Genomic DNA, 17,599 nt, shown 5'->3' on the forward strand with positions numbered 1-17,599 from the left:
GGGGCGAACCCAGCGTGGCGGGTCGATCACCCACGAGAGTTACCCACAACTGATCTGTGGACAACTCGATGGGTTGTGGATAACTCAGGGCGATCTTGGGGATGAGTCATGACAACGCTGCAGCTGGTGTGGTTCGGGATCATCGCGCTGTTCTGGCTCGGGTACCTGTTCCTCGAGGGCTTCGACTTCGGCGTCGGGATGCTGCTGCCCGTGCTCGGGCGCGACAACACCGAGCGGCGGGTCATGGTCAACACCATCGGGCCGGTGTGGGACGGCAACGAGGTGTGGCTGATCGTCGCCGCCGGCGCCACGTTCGCGGCGTTCCCGGACTGGTATGCGACGCTGTTTTCGGGCGCCTACCTGCCGTTGCTGCTCGTGCTGCTGGCGTTGATCGGGCGCGGGGTCGCGTTCGAGTACCGCGGCAAGGTCGACTCCGAGCGCTGGCGGCGCACGTGGGACCGCGTGATCATGATCGGCTCGTGGATCCCGCCGCTGGGCGTCGGCCTGCTGCTTGCGACGACCGTGCTCGGCCTGCCGCTCGACGCGGCCGGCAACCGCGTCGGCACGCCGTTCGAGGCGATGCGGTGGGACACGTTGCTGGGCGCGCTCGCCGTGGTCGGGTTCTCGCTGGTGCACGGGGCGGCGTTCCTGGCGCTGAAGACTTCGGGTGAGTTGCGGGAGCGGGCGCGGACGCTGGCGTTGCGGCTGTTGCCGGTGGCGTTGCTGCCGCTGGTCGCGTTCCTGATCGTGGTGCAGGTGCGCGCGGGGCAGGTGTGGACGTTGGTCGCGCTTGTGGTCAGCGTGGTTGCCGCAATCGTCGCGTGGCTGCGGCTGCGCGCGGACCGCGACGGGCAGGCGTTCGCCGCGCTCGGCGTGGTGATCGCGGCCGCCGTGGTGACGATGTTCGGGGCGCTGTACCCGAACGTGCTGCCGTCGACGGGGGATCCGGCCAACTCGCTGACGATCGCGCAGGCCGCCGCGAGCCCGTACGCGCTGAAGGTGATCACGTGGGTCGCCGCGTTCGGTGCGCCGGCCGTGCTGGTCTACCAAGGTTGGACCTACTGGGTTTTCCGCAAGCGCATCGGTGTCCAGCACATTCCGGCGGTGCACGCACCGTGATCACGCTTCCCGGCCGTGCCACCCTTTCCGCCCCGAGGTCCACAGTGGACCAGGTGCGGCCGGGCAAGGGGCCGCTCGGCGCGCTCTCGGCTCTCGGGCCGGCCGCGCGCCGGGCGTTGCTCCTCGTGGCGGCGCTCTCGTTCGTCAACGCGGTTTTCCTGGTGGTGCAAGCGTTTCTCTTGGCCGACGTGCTCGCGTCCATCGTCTCCACGGGGATCGGGGGCCGCACCGCCCAGCTGGTCGCTCTGTTCGCGCTGGTCGCGGGCCGGGCGTTCACCGGCTGGGCGGTGCGGGTGGTCTCCGCGCGTGCCGCGGCGACGGCGCAACAGGACCTGCGCGCCCGCGTCGTCTCCCACAGCTTGCGGCTCGGCCCGGAGTGGCTGGCCCGCCGTGGCGACGGCTCGTTGACCGAGCTGGTCACCCGCGGGTTGGACGCTCTCGACGCCTACTTCCGCGAGTACCTGCCGGCCCTGGTGACGGCCGCGGTGGTCCCCCTCGCGGCGGGCGCGGCGATCCTGTGGATGGATTGGCCGTCGGCGGTGATCGTGCTGGTGACGGTGCCTTTGCTGCCGGTCTTCGCCATCCTGGTCGGCAAGTTCACGGCCGATCGCGTGGCCGGCGCGACCGACGCTGTGCACCGGATGTCGGGGCTGCTGCTGGAACTGGTGCGGGCTCTGCCGGTGCTGACGGCGTTCCGTCGCGCGGACGCGCAGTCGGCGACCGTGGCCCGCGTCTCGGATCGTCACCGCCGCGCGACGTTGAAGACTTTGCGGGTGGCGTTCTCGTCGGCTTTCGTGCTCGAACTGGTCGCCACGTTGTCCGTGGCGCTGGTCGCCGTGGTGATCGGCGTGCGGCTGGTGTCGGGCTCGTTGCCCCTGGCCATCGGGCTCGGCGTGCTGATCCTGGTCCCCGAGTGCTACCAGCCGTTGCGTGCCGTGGGCGCGGCCTTCCACGCCAGCGAAGACGGCGTCGAGGCGGTCCGCCGCGTCACCGACGTCCTCGCCGAGCCGGCCCCGCACTTCGGCACGCGCGTGCCGCCCCGTGGACAACTCACTGTGTCCAACCTAAGCATCGCCCGCCGCGGCGGCTTCGCCCCTGACGGCTCCTCGTTCTCCGTGCGCCGAGGCCGAACGACCTGGCTCCGGGCTCCCAGCGGTGGCGGCAAATCCACCACCCTCGCCGCCCTCCTCGGCTACCTCCCCACCTACGACGGCACCATCACCCTCGATGACGTCCCCCTGTCCTCGGTGGACATCGACCGGTGGCGCGCGGATGTCGCTTGGGTGCCGCAGTCGCCGGTGTTCAGCGGCGGAACCGTCCGGGAGGAGGTGGCGGGCTCGGCCGGCGTCGGCGAGGGGGTCGTCGGCGACGCTGATGGGGTCGAGGAGGTGCTGGCGGAGCTGGGGCTGTCGGGGTTGGGCGACCGGCCCGTCGAGCAGCTGTCGTTGGGGCAGCGGCAGCGGGTGGCCGTGGCGCGGGCGTTGCTGAAGGTGCGGGCGGGCGCGTGGCTGCTGTTGCTCGACGAGCCGACGGCCCACCTCGACGAGGTCAACGCCCGGCGCGTGATGGGCGCCGTCGAGCGGGCCGTGGCGGGTGGGGCGGCGGCGGTCATCGCGGCGCACGAGCGGTCGGCGGCGGTGGCGGTGGCGGATGAGAAGCCGTTGTCCGGCGACACTTCCGTCACGGCGGTGGGGTCCGGTCGGCCGTTGCCGTGGCGGTTCTTGCTCGACCGTCGGCTGTTTTCCGGAGCCGTGCTGGGTGCGGTTGCGCTGCTGGCGGGCGTCGCGCTGACGGCTACTTCGGGGTGGTTGATCGCGAAGGCGTCGTTGCAGCCGCCGATCTTGACGCTGACCGTCGCGGTCGTCGGCGTGCGCGCGTTCGGGCTCGGGCGTGCGGCTCTGCGCTACGCCGAACGTCTCGTCACGCACGACGCCGCGTTCCGCATCGCCGGGCGGCTGCGCGTTCGGCTGTGGGACTCGCTCGTCCGCCTCGGCCCGGCGCGCGCTCTGGCGGCCGGCGAGGGACAGCGCCGCCTGGTCACCGACATCGACACGATCCGTGACCTGCTGCCCCGCGTGGTCTCGCCGCCGGTCGTCGTCGGGCTTGTCGCCGTGGGCGCCATTGCGGTGCAGGCGATCGTCCTTCCGTCGGCCGGCCTGCTCCTCGCCGCTGCTGTGGTGGTCAGCCTCGTCGCACCTCGGCTCGCCCTCCTGGCCGAGCGCCACGCGACGGCTGCCCTCGCCGCCGGTCGCCGCGACGTCGCCGCGCGGGTCCTCGTGCTCTTCAGTTCCGCGGCCGAGCTCATCGCTTACGGCACCGCGACCGCACGTCGTCGTTCACTGCTCGCGACCGATGCCCGGTTGACCGCCGCCGCCCGCCGCCAAGCCTTCGGTGCCGGCGCGGCCGACGCTCTCATCGTCCTGGCCACCGGAGCCGCCGCCGTGGGCAGCACGCTTCTCGCCGCGCCGGCCGTCGCGTCCGGCCAGCTGGCGGGTGTCATGGCTCCACTGCTGGCGCTGGTGCCCTTGGCCCTCGCGGAAGTCCTGTCCCTGCTGCCGCCGGCCGCTACTCACTGGGACCCGCTGCGGGCTGCCCGCCTGCGCCTGGGCGACCTCGACACAGCTGCCGGATCGGAGCCGGCGCGGCTTGGCGACGGGTCCGAGCCGGCGGCCGAGCGCGACGCGGTCGAGCCGGGGCCGAGCGCCGTGCGGCTGCGTGGCGCCGACCTCGGCTGGCCCGGCGGCGAAACCGTGCTCACCGACGTCACGCTCGACATCGAGCCCGGAACCTACGTCGCCGTCGTGGGGCCGAGCGGGGCCGGGAAGTCGACGTTGGTGGCGGCGTTGCTGGGGTTCCTGGAGCCGCGCGCGGGGGAGGTCGCGGTGCCCGGGCGGGTGTCGTGGGCGCCGCAGGAGGCGATGCTGGTGTCGACGAGCGTGGCGGAGAACCTACGGCTCGCGGATCCCCGGGCGACCGACGAGGACGTCCGGCGGGTGCTCGACCTCGCGCAGCTGCCGGAGCTCGACGCGGCGACCGTTCTCGACAGCGCCGGCACCGGGCTTTCCGGTGGCCAGGCTCAGCGGGTCGCGCTGGCCCGGGCGTTGCTGGCGGCACCGAAAGCCGACCTCGTGCTGCTCGACGAGCCCACCGCGCACCTCGACGAACGGACCGCTCGCGCCCTCCGCACCACGCTGCGTGCCGAGTTGGCCGGCCGCACCGTCGTGCACGTCACCCACAACCTCGACGAGCAGCTCGATGCCGACGTCGTGCTGGAGGTCCGCGGCGGCCAGGTGCTCGAGAAGCAAGCGGTCCCCGCCGCGAGGGGTGATTGGTGACGGTCACGATTCCGGGTCCGGGCCGCAAGCACGCGCTAGGGTCGGTGTTGCTCATGGACCCGACACTTGCCGCGCGGGCGTTGTCCGCTGCCACCGAGATCACCAGCACCGCGTTGTCCGGGGACGACCCGGAGGCCGTGCTGGACACCGTCGTGATCCGCGCCGCCGAGCTGGCCGATGCCGACCTCGGCCTGGCCATGGTCAGCGCCGACGACGGGCACGTCGTGGTCGAGGCCGCCGTCGATTCCGGCGGCGCCGGCCGCGCGCTGCAGGGCCTGACCCTGCCCGCCGACTCCGCCGCCGGCCGCGTCGCGCGCGGAGGCGAGCCCGTGGTGAGCGACAACTTCGTCGTCGACCCGCGCACCGCACCCTTCGTACCCGACGAGCTGCGCGACTTCGGCCCCTTCGCCGCCGCACCATTCGGCTCCGGCGGCCGGGTCCTGGGCGCGCTCACGGTCTACCGCCTGCAGGGGCGCGAGCCGTTCTCCGCGGGGACCGTCGAGATGCTCGTGGCGTTCGCCGCACAGGCGGGCGTGGTGCTCGCACTCGCCGAGGGCGCCAACGCACGCCACCGCGTGACGCTCTACCAAGAGCGCGAACGCATCGCCCGCGAACTGCACGACGTGATCGTGCAACGCCTCTACGGCGCCGGCATGCAACTCGACCGCGTGCGCCGCAACATGCGCAAGCGCTTCGCCCAGGCCGACGGCGCGCGCCTGTCCGACGCCATCGACCAGCTCGACCAGACCATCGAGGAAATCCGCGGCACCGTGCGAGCCCTGCGCTCACCCGAGCCGCGTCACGACACCGGCACACCGACCGACCTCGCCGAGTCCGCCCGCGGCGAAGTCCGCATCGCCGGCGAACTCCTCGGCTATCCGCCGACCCTCGAGCTCTCCGGCGAGTTCGCCGACATTCCCGCCGAACGCGCCGACCACATCCGCGCGGCACTGCGCGAAGCACTGTCCAATGTGGTCCGCCATTCCGGCGCGAGCGAGACGCGCGTGTCTTTGACCCGCGACCGCGACGGCGTGAAACTCCGCGTGCGCGACAACGGATCCGGTGTGCCCCAAGGCGTCGCCACCCGGGGCCTGCGTCACCTCGCCGAACGCGCCGACACTGCCGGCGGGAAGTTCTTCATCAACTCCTCACCGAGCCTCGGCACACTCGTCGCCTTCGATCTCCCTCTGGACTAGTCGCACGTGCGCGACCGTCACCCACAGCGCGTTGATCCGGCTTCAGCCTTCACGCGTCATGTGAGCCGCTCCTTCCTCTCCGACGGGCACGTACGGCTTCCCGTTCGACATCGACCAACACCCCAGCACCGCGAGTCGCAGCTCGCTTTCACCGGGTGCTGAGTCTACCGGGAAATCGAACACCCATTCGACTCACGATGGGGTGAATCCGAAAGGTCCTTGCCGAATCCCTCGTGGCCGACCGTGATCTCATGCGCGCGAGAAACCTCCGAACGGCCTAGCTCGGTTTCCGAGCGGCGGTACCCGGCGATCACGGGAAAATCGACGTCACCGGATTTGTCGGTGGTCGCAGTCAAGGCTCAAGATCCGCGACGGGCGGGAAAACCGGGTCGTCGGGCTGGTTCGGCCGAGCAGTTTCCGGGCCTCACTTGCCGCGACGGGCGATCCAGGCGGCGGCTTGGGTGCGGCGTTGCATGCCGAGCTTGGCGAGGACCGAGGTGACGTAGTTCTTGACCGTTTTTTCGGCCAGGAAGAGGCGTTCGGCGATTTCGCGGTTGGACATGCCCTGCCCGATGAGCTCCAGGACGTCGCGCTCGCGGTCGGTCAGGGCGGCGAGGTCGTCGGTGGGCGGGTGGCGGAGTTTGTCGAGCACGCGGGCCGTCGAGACGGGGTCGAGCAGGGAGTGGCCGGCGGCGACCTCGCGGACGGCGTTGACCACGTCCTGGCCGCGCACCTGCTTGAGCAGGTAACCCGACGCGCCCGCCATGATCGCGCCGACCATGGCTTCCTCGTCGTCGAACGCGGTGAGCATGAGGCAGGCCGGCGGGTTGGGCTTGGAGCGCAGCTCGCGGCACAGGGTGATGCCGTCGCCGTCGCCGAGGCGGACGTCGACCACGGCGACGTCGGGCTCCACGTGCATCGCGACGGCCAGCGCCTCCTCGACGCCTCCGGCCTCGGCGACCACCTCGATGTCCGCCTCGTCGCCCAGCAGGTCGCGCAGGCCGCGACGGACCAGCTCGTGGTCGTCGACGAGCAGCACCTGGATCGGCATACCCCGAGGTTACGGCGTCACGTGGCCTGTCGCCGGTGCTGGTGCCGCAGGACACGTCGGCGGTTCGGCGGCGATTCACCGGATGCACCCGATCAGGTTGCCGTGGGAAATCGTTCAGAATTGATCCGTAACGGTTCCGGCGGCACGGCGATATCCACCACACGTTTCGCCGGACTCTTCGGAAGGTTTGGCTTTTGACTTTCTTTTGCCGTGTTGCCGGTACGTTCTCCCTGGTCGCGGGGATCATGGTGATCTGGGCTGCCGCGGCGCAGGCAGAACCGGGGAATCCGGTTGGCGCAATTCCGGAAACGTCGATATCCCCATCCGGTGGCTATCCGATTCCGGTCGCCGCGGGCGCGTTGATCGGGGCCGCGGCGTCCGGCGGCATGGTCCTCTCCCTGCGCCGCCGGCCGGCCTGATGCGGATCGTCGTGGTCGCGGCCTTGGCGGTGGCCGTCGCGGCTCTGCTGCTGGTCGCATTCCTGCGCCCGCCCGAGACCGTGCCGACCCAGCAGGTGGTGACGACGAGCAGGCCGTCGACGAGCCGCGCCGGCTGATCAGCGCTGTACGGGCGGGAAGCGGGTCTCGTTGCGGTCGACCTTCGCGTTGCCCACTTCGAGGAGGTCGATGTCCAGGGCGTCGGCCAGTTGGATCAGGTAGAGGAGGACGTCGGCGATTTCGTCGCGGACGTTGGTGGTCAGGGTGGGGTCGGAGCGGTAGTCGCGGGCCTCTTCGGGGGTGAGCCATTGGAAGAGGGAGATGAGTTCGCCGACTTCGCCGGAGAGGGCCATGACGAGGTTCTTCGGGTGGTGGAACGGTTCCCAGTCGCGGGCGGAGGCGAAGTCGCGCAGGCGCTGGGTGAGCGCGTCGAGAGTCACGGGGGATTGCGTACCACGACGGTCACGGTGGGCTCACGGCCGTATGGCGGACTTTCGTTGACCCTGCCTCCGCCGTTTCCCTAGCGTGGTCGGCCGGGTCGGGGAAAAGCGGAAGGAAAGGCCGTGGAGTACCTGCGCAGGCGCGTGGTCCTGATCGCGTTCGTGCCCGGTGCGGCGCTGGTGCTGGTGGCGTTGGTGATCGGGATTTTCCTGGTGCAGCAGGCGAATCACGTGCGCGGCCTGGCGGACGAGACAGCGCGGGCGTCGAACGACGTGACGCGCACCGTGGTGGGGCTGCAGGAGCGGCGGGGCAACGCGCTGCTCGCGGGCGACCGGCTGGCTGAGTACACCGGTTACACGCAGCGTATCGACGACGCGATAGCCGGCCTGCGGGAGCTCACCCGGGCGGCGCCCGATCCGGAGACGGCCTACCAGCAGAACACGGCCGTGGATCTGCTGGCGGCGACAGAAGGGTTGTACCGAGCGGATTCCCTGGCGCTGGCGGGCCTCGACGGGACCACGCGGCGGCTGTTCACGGAGGCAGTGGGCGGCTACCGGACGGCGCTCGCGAGCGCCGCCGGCAGGCTCACGCAGAGTGGCCGGGAGCGGTACGAAGCGCTCGTTCGCGGGGAGGACTGGAGCACGCTGACGCCGGTCGAGAACGCTTTCGCCGACGCGGCGCCGCTGCCGGTCGCGATGCCGGTGTGGCGCGCAGCGACGGCGGTTGCGGGGCGGGGTTTGGGGGAGCTCTTCGCGCAGCAGAACAACTTCGCGGTGCAGCTGACGATCGACCACGCTCACCGCACGCTCGGGGGCGCCCTCGCCGGTGGTGCGGCGATCGTGGTGTTCGCCGGCGTGGTGATGGCGGTGGCGGCACGGCTGGCAGATCGGCTTACGGACCCACGGCGGCTCGTTCTGGGGCGGAGCACGGTGGCGCCTCAATCCCCGGACTCCGAGCGAAGGGGGGAGCGGCGGCAACGCCCAGCGCCTCGGCACCGAGCCGCCGCAGCCCGCAGTGGCCCGGTGTCCCGCTGAGCCCCAGGCCAGGCGCGGTCCCGGGCCGACGCGTGGCATCCGTCCGTGTTGCCAGGGCAAGTGCCGATGCCACGGCAATGGCAAGAGGATGGGCAAGGGACGGCGCCGAAGCGAACCGTAGGTGGCGCGGGCCTGCGCCGTGGCGCCCGGCTACGACTTGGCCGATTCGACGCGCGGCGACGCGAACCAGCTCTCGGCGGGAACGGGGCGGGTCGTGATCGGGTCGAACCGACCGGTGGCAGGGCGGCGGGACGGGCCGCGTGGCGTCGAACAGATTCGCGGGTGGCGCAAGCCCAGGCCGGGAAACCGCCGGCCAAGGCGCCACCCCACCCCCCAACGCAGGCCCGCCAGCGTCCCCACCCGGCGAGAACCACAGGTCACCCGCGGTGCGCGGTTGGGCCGAAAAGAGCACGCAGTTGGCCCACACGCGCGGCAAAGGGCATGCGGCAGACTGGTGCGCGTGAGTGCTCCCCCGGATCTGCGGCCCTACCTGCGTACGTTGGACGCGGAAACGCTGGTGGACCTGCTGTACGCCCAGGCGCGGCGTGACCCTGAGTTACGGCATTCGCTGGAACTGCGGTGCGCCACTCAATCGGGTGAGGTGGCGGAGGCGCATCGGCTGTTGGACACGGCCGTGCAGGACGGCAATGTCGAGTACACGGCCAAGGTGGGTGCCGTGCTGGACACCCTGGAGCGGTTGCTCGACGCGGGTAGCCCGGCGGATCTGGCGCCGCTCGCGCGGCGGACCGTGGACGACATCGGTGAGGTGCTGGAGCAGTCCGGGGATCCGTCCGGTGACCTCGGGGACAAGCTGGACTTCGCCGTCGAGCTGTACGCGCGGGCGTGTGCCGCGCGGCCGCCGGACCCCGAGAAGTTGGCCGAGTGGCTGCTGGACGTGGAGTTCGACGGGCCCGGCAGGCCGACGATCGCGCTGGCGGATTTCGCGGAGGCGTTGGGGGACCAGGGACTTGAGCGGATCAAGTCTGCTGTGGACGAAATACTGACAGCCGGGCCGACGGGGTACCGCCGGGACGTCGCGGAGCGCCTGCTCGAGGAGCTCGCCGAGGTGCGCGGGGATGTCGACGCGCTCGTCGCGATCCTGTCCGCCAAGCCGCCGCGCGTGGATGTGAGCCTGAAGATCGTGCGGGTGCTGCGGGCGGCCGGGCGGCACAGCGAGGCCATCGCGCACGCGGCCCGCGCGCTCACGCCGCACAAAACGCACCAGAACCTCCCCGAACCGGAAGACGAGACGGTCGCCTTGCGGCGCAAGGAGTTCGACGAGGCGCCGGGCAACGTCACGTACACGGCGTTGCGCGAGGCGGCCGTCGAAGCGGGCGTCTGGTCGGTGCAGCGCGTCGCGGCCCTCGCGCGGCTGAGGGAGCGCGCGGCCGACAGCGAAGAAGGCGCCGAAGAGCTCGCCCGGGCGTTGCTCGCCGAGGATCGGCCCGACGAGGCGTGGCGCGCGTGCGTGCGCTTCGGTGGGTCGCTCGCGTTGCGCGTGGAGCTGGCGGCGTCGCGCGAGGTCGCGCACCCGGCCGAGACGATCCCCGTCTACCGCAGCCAGGTCGAGCAGCTCATCGAGCAGAAGGACCCGCAGGCCTACCGCGAAGCGGCGAAGCACCTGAAGAAGCTGCGCACGCTGCACAAACGCGCCGGCACGGCGGAGGAGTTCACGGGGTACCTGGCCGACCTGGTGAGCGTTCACCGGCGCAAGACGCGGCTGATCGCGGAAGTGCGCGCGGCGCGGATCGCGTTGCCGAAACCGCGTAACCTTCCGGCGTCTGACTCGTTGACCAGCTGAAACACCCCGCACGTAGCTCTTTTCCGCGACGTCGCGGTGGTCCCTCTCCGCAGCCGGCTCCCTGGCCGGTCGCGGATACCGCGCCCGGGGCCACCGCGGCCGCGCGTCCCGCGGATCCGCGCCCGCACCAGCGATGCAACGATGGTCCGCATGAGTCCGGTGAGCCGCGCCCGCAAGAAGACCCCCCAGCCCGCCACGCCCAGCGTGAACGGCCTGTTCAAGGACGTCCTCCGGGACTTCTCCGCCGTCGCCGTGGAGCCTGGTGCGTTCGACGTCGAGCTTCTCGCCTCCGAGGTGCTCGGGCAGTGGTGGGATCTCACGATCGAGGGCGAGCCCGAGGGCGGCGAGGAGCTCGGCCTGGAGCTCATCGCGTTCGCGCAGCGCAAGATCACGCCGGGCGCCGCGGCGCTGCTGGCCGCGTTGAAGGTGCTGGCCGAGACCGAGGAGGAGCGCTCGGCGGCGGCCGAGGCGCTCGCCGTGGTCCTCTCGCGTGGCATCCCCGAGCCCGAGTGGGCCGGTGAGGTCGGCCGCGTGACGGTCGGTGAGATCTGGCGGACCGGCGACGTCTACGGCGACGAGTCCTCGCTGCTGTGCACGTTCTCCCGCGGCGACGCGACGCTCGGCCTGCTGGCGCTGCTCGACTTCACCGAGCTCGGCCGCGTGCGCGACCTCGTGGTGATCGACGAGCCGCACGAGGTCCTCGCGCAGATGCGCGCACAGATCGCCGACGACGGTGAGCTCGTCGTGCTCGAGAAGGTCGAGCCGGCCGACGCGCACCGCTTGCTGCTCGACGGCATCGCCGCCACCGACGGCATGGACGAGCCCGACGTCGGCGAGGACTACACGCGCTTTCACGCCGTGGCGATGGCGTGGCTGCGGGCGCTGCCGGAGCCGTCGGCTGCTCGCGGCGTGGAGGAGTGGCCGGACGCTCGGCGCGACGGGGTCGTGGAGGAGTTCCTCGCGCAGGTGTCGTTCGCGGACGTCGAGGCGGCGAGGTCGGTGGCGCGGCTGCTGGTGGACCACGGCAACCGGACCGAGCCGGCGGATCCGCTGCGGGTCGGGCCGGAGAAGCTGGCGCGGTTCCTGGAGTCGTTGCTGGGTGGGGACTACGAGGTGGAGGACGAGGATCTCGTGCCGCCGGTCGTGCTGGCGTGGGCTTCTTGGGCTGCTGCGCGGAATGGGTTGTCGGAGGTTGCTTCGGCTGCTCTCGTCGAAGACGTGAAGGAGTACTTGGCGGAGTATCTGTCCGATGAAGATGATTCCGAAGAGGATGAGGTTTCGGATTATCTGGACGGGACGGAGTCCGCTGAAGAGGTTTTGGGGGTTGTGGAGCGGCGACGGTTCGCTGTTCCGGAGTTGTCCACGGTGATCGGCGACGAGGAGCTGACGGATTTGGATCCGTCGGATCCGGAGCAGCGGCGGATGCTGGTTATCGGTGGGCATCCGGAGTATCACGAATCGTTGGCGAATGACGAGTTCGATGGTGCTGATGGGTTGAGGCTGGCGTTGGAGACGTCGGTGGTGGATCAGCTTTGGGAAGACTCGCCGGAAGAGGTTTGGGCGGCGGCTCAGAAGCTGATCGAGAAGGGGCTGACCAGGGAAGAGGTTCTGGGGGAGCTGGTGGCTGTGCTGGAGGGGCAGCTGGAAGAGGCTGAGGATGAGGATCGGCTGGATTATGATTTGGACGGGTATCGGGAGGCGTTGACTGCGGTTGAGTGATCGCAGGCGGCTCGATCCGCTGGCGCGGATCATTGCGCTGGGAATAGCGCAGGGCACCCCGTTCTTTTAGCGTCACTACGGTCTGGACTATTTGTCAAGGCGGGAAAGAGTGCCTTGACAAATAGTCCAGACCGCGTGGAAGGCGGGGATCGAGGTGCAGGGCCGGGTCTGGGTGCACTGGTGAGCGTGTGGATCTGGTGCGGTTGTTGTGTGGGGGAAAGACTAAAGGATAAAAAAAGCCCCGGCCGTTTGGCTGGGGCTTTGTCGTTTATGCCGTTGGGGTTTGGCTGGAGACGGCGGGGACGGGGACGGCGGCGGCTGCGGTGGCGGCCTTGCGGCGGCGTTCGCGCATGGCTTCGTCCAGGTCGACCAGGAAGGTGCTGGCGGCCATGGCGACGAAGAGGGCCAGTCCGAGTACTGCGCCGACCCACGTGAGGACGATTGAGAACACCGGGGGCCTCCTTCCCAGGTCAGGATGCGAATTTCCCTTCTGTTCAGGGTCGCTTTCACGAGGCTCGCCCGGTATCGGCCAACTGGTTATGAAGCCGCCCCCCGAACTGGCCGATCGGCCGAGGTCGGGGGGCGGAGGGTGAGGACGTGGGGTTGGTGAGGGCTATGTGGGTGACGCAGCGGTGACGAAGCGGTCGAACAGAGCCGTCAGAGCTTGCGCAGGCGCACGCGGTTGATGGAGTGGTCGGCGTCCTTGCGCAGCACGAGGGTGGCGCGCGGGCGCGTCGGTTTGATGTTCTCCATGAGGTTCGGCTCGTTGATCGTGGTCCAGAGGTGGCGTGCTTCCTCGCGGGCCTCGTCGTCGTCCAGGCCGGCGAAGTGGTGGAAGTGCGAAGCCGGGTCGGAGAACGCGGTGTGGCGGAGCTTGAGGAAGCGCTCGACGTACCAGCGTTCGATGTCGTCGGTGTGCGCGTCGACGTAGATGGAGAAGTCGAACAGGTCCGACACGGTCAGGCGGGGGCCGGGCTGCAGGACGTTCAGGCCCTCGATGATGAGGATGTCCGGGCGCTCCACGACCTGTTCCTGGCCGGGCAGGATGTCGTACGCGAGGTGGGAGTACACGGGCGCCGACACGCGCTCGGCGCCGGACTTCACCTCGGTGACGAAGCGCAGCAGAGCGCGCCGGTCGTAGCTCTCGGGGAAGCCCTTGCGGTGCATGATGCCGCGGCGGGTCAGCTCGTCGCGGGAGTACAGGAACCCGTCGGTGGTCACGAGGTCCACGCGCGGATGGTCGGGCCAGCGGGCGAGCAGCGTGCGCAGGATGCGCGCCGTGGTCGACTTGCCGACCGCGACGCTGCCGGCGACGCCGATCACGTACGGCACCTTCGTGCTGACGCAGTCTTCGCCGAGGAACGTGGTGGTGGCCTCGTACAGCTGTTGCCGCGCCTTGACCTGGAGGTTGATCAGCCTCGACAGCGGCAGGTAGACGTCGGCCACCTCGGCCAGGTCGATCTGCTCGCCGAGACCCCGCAGCCGAACGAGCTCATCGGCGGTGAGGGGAAGCGGGGTCGAGCTGCGCAGCTCCCGCCACTGTTCGCGGTGAAGCTCGACGTAGGGACTGAGTTCACGGACCCGTGGCATCGCACACTCCTCGGCCGTCGCCTGCGCTGGCTCCGTACTGGGCGCCACCTTTCGAGTAACGCTCCATCAACGGTAGGGCCTACCGCGCGTGAACGCGCTGTGATGTGCTGCACGCGGTCCGAACCGTTGCCTACGCGGTCACCGAGGGTTACGGCGGCGGCCGAAGACTTCCTCCCACGCGGCGGCCACCTGGCGCGCGCACGTGGCCGGGTCGACCCCGCCGACGCCGGTGCCCAGGCCGGGCATCGCGATGGTGTCCACGACCTCGCGCACGGGCCCTTCTTCGAGCATCCCGTGCTGCCACTGCAGGAACACCGCGCGCGCCGCGAGGTACGGGTGCACGGTGTCCGCGGGCAGCCGTTCGCCGGCCTCGCGCATGGTCGGCGCGCTGATCAGCCACGCCGGCTCGGCCTCGCCCGTGGGCACGATCACGGCCTCGCCGATGGGCAGCTCTCCGCCGTACGAAGCCAAGACCGCGCTGCGCACGCTCTGTTCGACACCCGGGAACGCCCGCGCGTAGACGGCGTCGATCCCGCCGCGCATCCAGCCGTAGGAGTTCGCGGGGCTCACCACGGCCTGGGCGACGACGTCCAGCACCGAACCGCGGTGCACCCGGACCGCGGCGGCCTCGGTTTCGAGGCGGCCGAGGGCGTGGGTCCACGCGGCGGCGAGCGGTTCATCGACGGCGCACAACACGAGTTCCGGCGTCCGGGACGAAACCGGCGGGCCGATGTCCTCGCGCCCGGTGTGTGTGCCCGATTCGGCGGTCACGGTTCAAGCATGGCAAAAAAAGCCACCCGGCGTAACCGGTTGGCGTACCGGATGTCCGAGTGAAAACCGACACGTGTGTGGAAAGTAGCCTGGCGGTCGTGTTGCGGATCGCGTATTTCGGCCCTCAGGGCACGTTCACCGAACAGGCCGCCCGTGCGCTCGCGCCGGGCGAGGACCTGACTCCCTACGAGACCGTCCGGCTGGCGCTCGCGGCCGTCCGCGAAGGCGCTGCCGACGCGGCGTGCGTACCGATCGAGAACTCCGTCGAGGGCGTCGTGCCGACGACGCTCGACGGCCTCAGCGACGGAGCCCCCTTGGTCGCTGTCGCGGAGACCATCCTGCCCATCCACTTCAGCGTGCTGACGCGCCCTGGCGGCGGCGAGATCCGCACGGTCGCGAGCCACCCGCACGCGCTCGCGCAGGTGCGTGAGTGGCTCGAGGCGAACCTGCCCGGCGCGACCGTGGTGGCGTCCTCGTCCACGGCGTCGGCCGCCGTCGGCGTGGTCGAGGGCACCTACGACGCCGCCGTGTCCGCGCCGGTGGCCATCGAGCACTACGCGCTGGAGGAGCTGGCCACGGGCGTCGCCGACGTCCACGACGCCCAGACGCGCTTCCTGCTGGTCCGCCGCCCCGGTGAGCTGCCCGCGCCGACGGGCGCCGACCGCACGTCGATCGTCGCGGCGGCCGTGAACCGCACCGGCACGCTGGCCCAGCTGCTCGCCGAGCTCGCGAGCCGCGGCATCAACCTCACGCGCCTCGACGCCCGCCCGACCCGCAACAACTTCGGCGAGTACCGCTTCTTCATCGACTTCGAGGGGCACGTCGCCGAGCCGCGGATCGTCTCCGCGATGGCCGCGCTGCGCCGCCGCTGCCACCTGCGGTTCCTCGGCTCGCACCCGCGGGCCGACGAGGTGGCCGCCACCATCGAGCCCGGTGCGGGCAACCAGGATTTCGTCGATGCCCAGGCCTGGGTCGACGCCGTGTTGAAGGGAGAAGGTGCGTGAGGCTGTTCCTCGTCCGCCACGGCCAGACCGACGGCAACGTGAGGGGTGCGCTCGACACGGCGCTGCCCGGCCCACCGCTCACCGAGCTGGGGCAGGAGCAGGCGAAGGCGCTCGCGGGCCGGCTCGCCGCGGAGCCGATCGTGGCCGTGTACGCGTCGCAGGCCACGCGCGCGCAGCAGACGGCCGCGCCGCTGGCCGAGGTGCTCGGCCTCGAGGTGCAGGTGATCGAGGGCGTGAAGGAGGTCGACGCGGGCGACCTCGAAGGCGCCACCGACGCCGAGTCGATCCGGACCTACCTCGAGACGGCCAAGCGCTGGACCGAAGGCGACCTCGACGCCGCCATCCCCGGCGGCGAGTCGGGTGCCCAGGTGCGGGCCCGCATGGTCGGCGCCGCTGACGACCTGCGGGCGAAGCACGAACAGACCGACCCGGACGGCATCGTCGTGCTGGTCAGCCACGGCGGCGCGATCCGGCTCGGCGCGGAGTTCCTGGCGTCGAACGTGCCCGGCGACCTGGCGAGCAGCGCGCTCATCCCGAACACCGGGATCGTCGAACTCCTCGCAGAACCCGACGGCTGGCGCTGCCTCACCTGGGTCGATACGCCCCTCTAGCAACCACGAGGCGAGATCGGCTTGAGGCGATCTCGCGCGCCTAGGCGGAGCCTAGGCAGAAAACACAGGCCAGCCTTCCTGCCGGTAGGCGCTGTCCCAGAACATCCACTCGTACTCACACGCCCGGGTGAAAGCTGCGAGCATTTTTTCGCGCGTGGCCTCACCCGCGGCGTCGGCGGCGCGGTCGAGTGCGTCGCGGCCCTTGCGGACAGTCGCTTCGAACTCGTCGCCCGCGTACGTGTCGATCCAGGGCCGGTACGGATTGTCGGTTTCGGGCGACTGTCGCGCGAGGATTCCGGCGCCCACGCTCTGGTACACCCAGAAGCACGGCAACAGCGCCGCGAGGAGCTCGCCGTAGCTGCCCGTGTGGGCCGTGGCCAGCAGGAACGACGAGTACGCGACGCACGTCGGCGAGGTTTCGATGTCGGCCAGATCGGTCTCCGAGAGCCGGAACCACTTGAAGTAGCTCTCGTGCATCTCGCGCTCGATCACGATGGCGTCGCGCGCCGCTCCGGCCAGGAACGCGACGTCGTCGACCTCCGGCGCCTTGGCCGCGGCGGCGGCCAGCGCCCGGCCGAAGCCGACGAGGTAACGCGCGTCCTGGACCAGGTAGAACTGGAATCGCTCGCGCGACAAAGTGCCGGTCGCGAGCTCTTCGTTGAACGGGTGGACCGACATGGCGTGTTGTAGTTTCACCGTGTGTTGCCATGCCTGGTGAGAAAAGCCCGTCATGATCGCCTTCCGTCTGGTGAAGAGTTCACGATGGCGGCGCAACCCGGTGCGGAGGTCGCACGTCCACTGAACAGTGGTTACCCAGCACGGGGAGGCAAGTGAAATGGTAAGCACGAAAAAACCACGGATTCCCTTGGTCTTTCTTGCTGCACTGGGCGCGTCCGGCGCTCTGCTGCTGTCGGCGTGCGGTAGCGGAACTACGCCGACCGCGAGCAACACGCCCAGTTCCGACGCGTCGGCCAGCACGTCCGACACGTCGCCGGCACCCACGGCCAGCTCGTCCGAGTCCTCTTCGGGCAGCACGCCGGCGTCCGGCCAGCCGGTGGACAACGGCCTGTGCAAGGCCGGCGACGTCACGCTCTCCCTCGGCGAGGGCGACGCGGGCGCCGGCTCGGTCTACCGGCCGATCCTGATCAAGAACTCCAGCAGCAAGCCCTGCACGATCCAGGGCTTCCCCGGCGTCTCCTACGTGGCGGGCGACGACGGGCACCAGGTCGGCCCGGCCGCCTTCCGCGAGGGCACCAAGGGCGACGCGATCAAGCTGCAGCCGGGCCAGTCGGCCGCCGCGGACGTGCAGTTCGCGCAGGCCGCGAACTTCGACCCGGCGGTGTGCAAGCCGACTTCGGTGAAGGGCCTGCGCGTGTACCTGCCGCAGGAGACGGCGTCGAAATTCCTGCCGGACCCGGGGACCGGGTGCGCCGGGGGCAAGCTGCCAGGCTTTCAGCTCGCGGTGAAGACGGTGCGGCGGGCCTGAGTTC

17 protein-coding genes are annotated in these 17,599 nt (G+C 70.5%); 11 read left to right on the plus strand and 6 right to left on the minus strand.

Going from position 1 to position 17,599, the window contains the following annotated elements; all coding sequences use genetic code 11:
• The first annotated feature begins 108 nt into the window (after positions 1–108).
• From cydB to AB0K15_RS00860, 3 genes are read left to right on the plus strand one after another with little or no spacing between them, the layout of a single operon-like run.
• Entirely contained in the window at positions 109–1,119 is a 1,011-nt protein-coding gene (gene cydB, locus AB0K15_RS00850) for a cytochrome d ubiquinol oxidase subunit II (protein WP_364043800.1), read from the plus strand.
• A 44-nt stretch (positions 1,120–1,163) separates the two neighbouring features.
• Positions 1,164–4,454, plus strand: coding sequence for a thiol reductant ABC exporter subunit CydD (gene cydD, locus AB0K15_RS00855; RefSeq protein ID WP_364045323.1), 3,291 nt, complete (start codon positions 1,164–1,166; stop codon positions 4,452–4,454).
• A 53-nt stretch (positions 4,455–4,507) separates the two neighbouring features.
• Entirely contained in the window at positions 4,508–5,650 is a 1,143-nt protein-coding gene (locus AB0K15_RS00860; protein WP_364045325.1) for a GAF domain-containing protein, read from the plus strand.
• A gap of 424 nt (positions 5,651–6,074) precedes the next feature.
• Here the strand turns inward: AB0K15_RS00860 and AB0K15_RS00865 are convergent, their stop codons facing one another.
• Positions 6,075–6,701 carry a response regulator transcription factor gene (locus tag AB0K15_RS00865; RefSeq protein ID WP_285971182.1) on the minus strand — a complete coding sequence of 209 codons (627 nt, stop codon included), beginning with the start codon at positions 6,699–6,701 and terminating at the stop codon, positions 6,075–6,077.
• Positions 6,702–6,895: 194 nt separating this feature from the next.
• On the opposite strand from AB0K15_RS00865, the gene AB0K15_RS00870 reads away from it, so the two are divergent.
• Both AB0K15_RS00870 and AB0K15_RS00875 read left to right on the plus strand, forming a co-directional pair.
• A complete protein-coding gene (locus AB0K15_RS00870) occupies positions 6,896–7,120 on the plus strand; it encodes a hypothetical protein (RefSeq protein ID WP_364043804.1) in 225 nt (74 codons plus the stop codon).
• Complete coding sequence (locus AB0K15_RS00875) at positions 7,120–7,257, plus strand: hypothetical protein (RefSeq protein ID WP_364043807.1); 138 nt, start codon at positions 7,120–7,122, stop codon at positions 7,255–7,257. The genes AB0K15_RS00870 and AB0K15_RS00875 overlap by 1 nt, the downstream gene beginning before the upstream one ends.
• Here AB0K15_RS00875 and AB0K15_RS00880 read toward each other — a convergent pair whose 3' ends face one another.
• Positions 7,258–7,578, minus strand: a complete 321-nt coding sequence (locus AB0K15_RS00880; protein ID WP_364043810.1) for a nucleotide pyrophosphohydrolase — start codon at positions 7,576–7,578, stop codon at positions 7,258–7,260.
• A gap of 123 nt (positions 7,579–7,701) precedes the next feature.
• On the opposite strand from AB0K15_RS00880, the gene AB0K15_RS00885 reads away from it, so the two are divergent.
• The 3 genes from AB0K15_RS00885 to AB0K15_RS00895 all read left to right on the plus strand — a co-directional run bounded on the left by AB0K15_RS00885 (position 7,702) and on the right by AB0K15_RS00895 (position 12,133).
• Positions 7,702–8,613: a nitrate- and nitrite sensing domain-containing protein gene (locus AB0K15_RS00885; RefSeq protein ID WP_364043813.1), complete on the plus strand. Its 912-nt coding sequence runs from the start codon at positions 7,702–7,704 to the stop codon at positions 8,611–8,613.
• 460 nt (positions 8,614–9,073) lie between these two features.
• Positions 9,074–10,414, plus strand: a complete 1,341-nt coding sequence (locus tag AB0K15_RS00890; protein WP_364043816.1) for a hypothetical protein — start codon at positions 9,074–9,076, stop codon at positions 10,412–10,414.
• A 150-nt stretch (positions 10,415–10,564) separates the two neighbouring features.
• Complete coding sequence (locus AB0K15_RS00895; RefSeq protein ID WP_364043819.1) at positions 10,565–12,133, plus strand: hypothetical protein; 1,569 nt, start codon at positions 10,565–10,567, stop codon at positions 12,131–12,133.
• A 268-nt stretch (positions 12,134–12,401) separates the two neighbouring features.
• Here AB0K15_RS00895 and AB0K15_RS00900 read toward each other — a convergent pair whose 3' ends face one another.
• The 3 genes from AB0K15_RS00900 to AB0K15_RS00910 all read right to left on the minus strand — a co-directional run bounded on the left by AB0K15_RS00900 (position 12,402) and on the right by AB0K15_RS00910 (position 14,494).
• Positions 12,402–12,584 carry a hypothetical protein gene (locus tag AB0K15_RS00900; protein ID WP_364043822.1) on the minus strand — a complete coding sequence of 61 codons (183 nt, stop codon included), beginning with the start codon at positions 12,582–12,584 and terminating at the stop codon, positions 12,402–12,404.
• Between the two features lie 206 nt (positions 12,585–12,790).
• Positions 12,791–13,723 (minus strand): type I pantothenate kinase, encoded by a 933-nt coding sequence (gene coaA / locus AB0K15_RS00905; protein ID WP_364043825.1) that lies wholly within the window; start codon positions 13,721–13,723, stop codon positions 12,791–12,793.
• A 138-nt stretch (positions 13,724–13,861) separates the two neighbouring features.
• Positions 13,862–14,494 carry a macro domain-containing protein gene (locus AB0K15_RS00910; RefSeq protein ID WP_364043828.1) on the minus strand — a complete coding sequence of 211 codons (633 nt, stop codon included), beginning with the start codon at positions 14,492–14,494 and terminating at the stop codon, positions 13,862–13,864.
• Between the two features lie 98 nt (positions 14,495–14,592).
• Between AB0K15_RS00910 and pheA the strand changes: the two genes are divergently transcribed.
• The gene (pheA, locus tag AB0K15_RS00915) at positions 14,593–15,498 is read left to right on the plus strand and encodes a prephenate dehydratase (protein ID WP_364043831.1); all 906 of its coding nucleotides are present in this window, start codon (positions 14,593–14,595) and stop codon (positions 15,496–15,498) included.
• The gene (locus AB0K15_RS00920) at positions 15,495–16,109 is read left to right on the plus strand and encodes a histidine phosphatase family protein (protein ID WP_364043834.1); all 615 of its coding nucleotides are present in this window, start codon (positions 15,495–15,497) and stop codon (positions 16,107–16,109) included. Before pheA ends, AB0K15_RS00920 begins: the two co-directional genes overlap by 4 nt.
• A gap of 51 nt (positions 16,110–16,160) precedes the next feature.
• On the opposite strand, the gene tenA is transcribed toward AB0K15_RS00920, so the two are convergent.
• Positions 16,161–17,171: a thiaminase II gene (gene tenA / locus AB0K15_RS00925; RefSeq protein WP_364043837.1), complete on the minus strand. Its 1,011-nt coding sequence runs from the start codon at positions 17,169–17,171 to the stop codon at positions 16,161–16,163.
• Here tenA and AB0K15_RS00930 point away from each other — a divergent pair.
• Positions 17,164–17,595 (plus strand): DUF4232 domain-containing protein, encoded by a 432-nt coding sequence (locus AB0K15_RS00930; protein ID WP_364043840.1) that lies wholly within the window; start codon positions 17,164–17,166, stop codon positions 17,593–17,595. The genes tenA and AB0K15_RS00930 overlap by 8 nt on opposite strands.
• The last annotated feature ends 4 nt before the right edge of the window (positions 17,596–17,599 follow it).

The sequence above is a fragment of the Amycolatopsis sp. NPDC049253 genome, from assembly GCF_040678995.1.
Lineage (GTDB): Bacteria > Actinomycetota > Actinomycetes > Mycobacteriales > Pseudonocardiaceae > Amycolatopsis.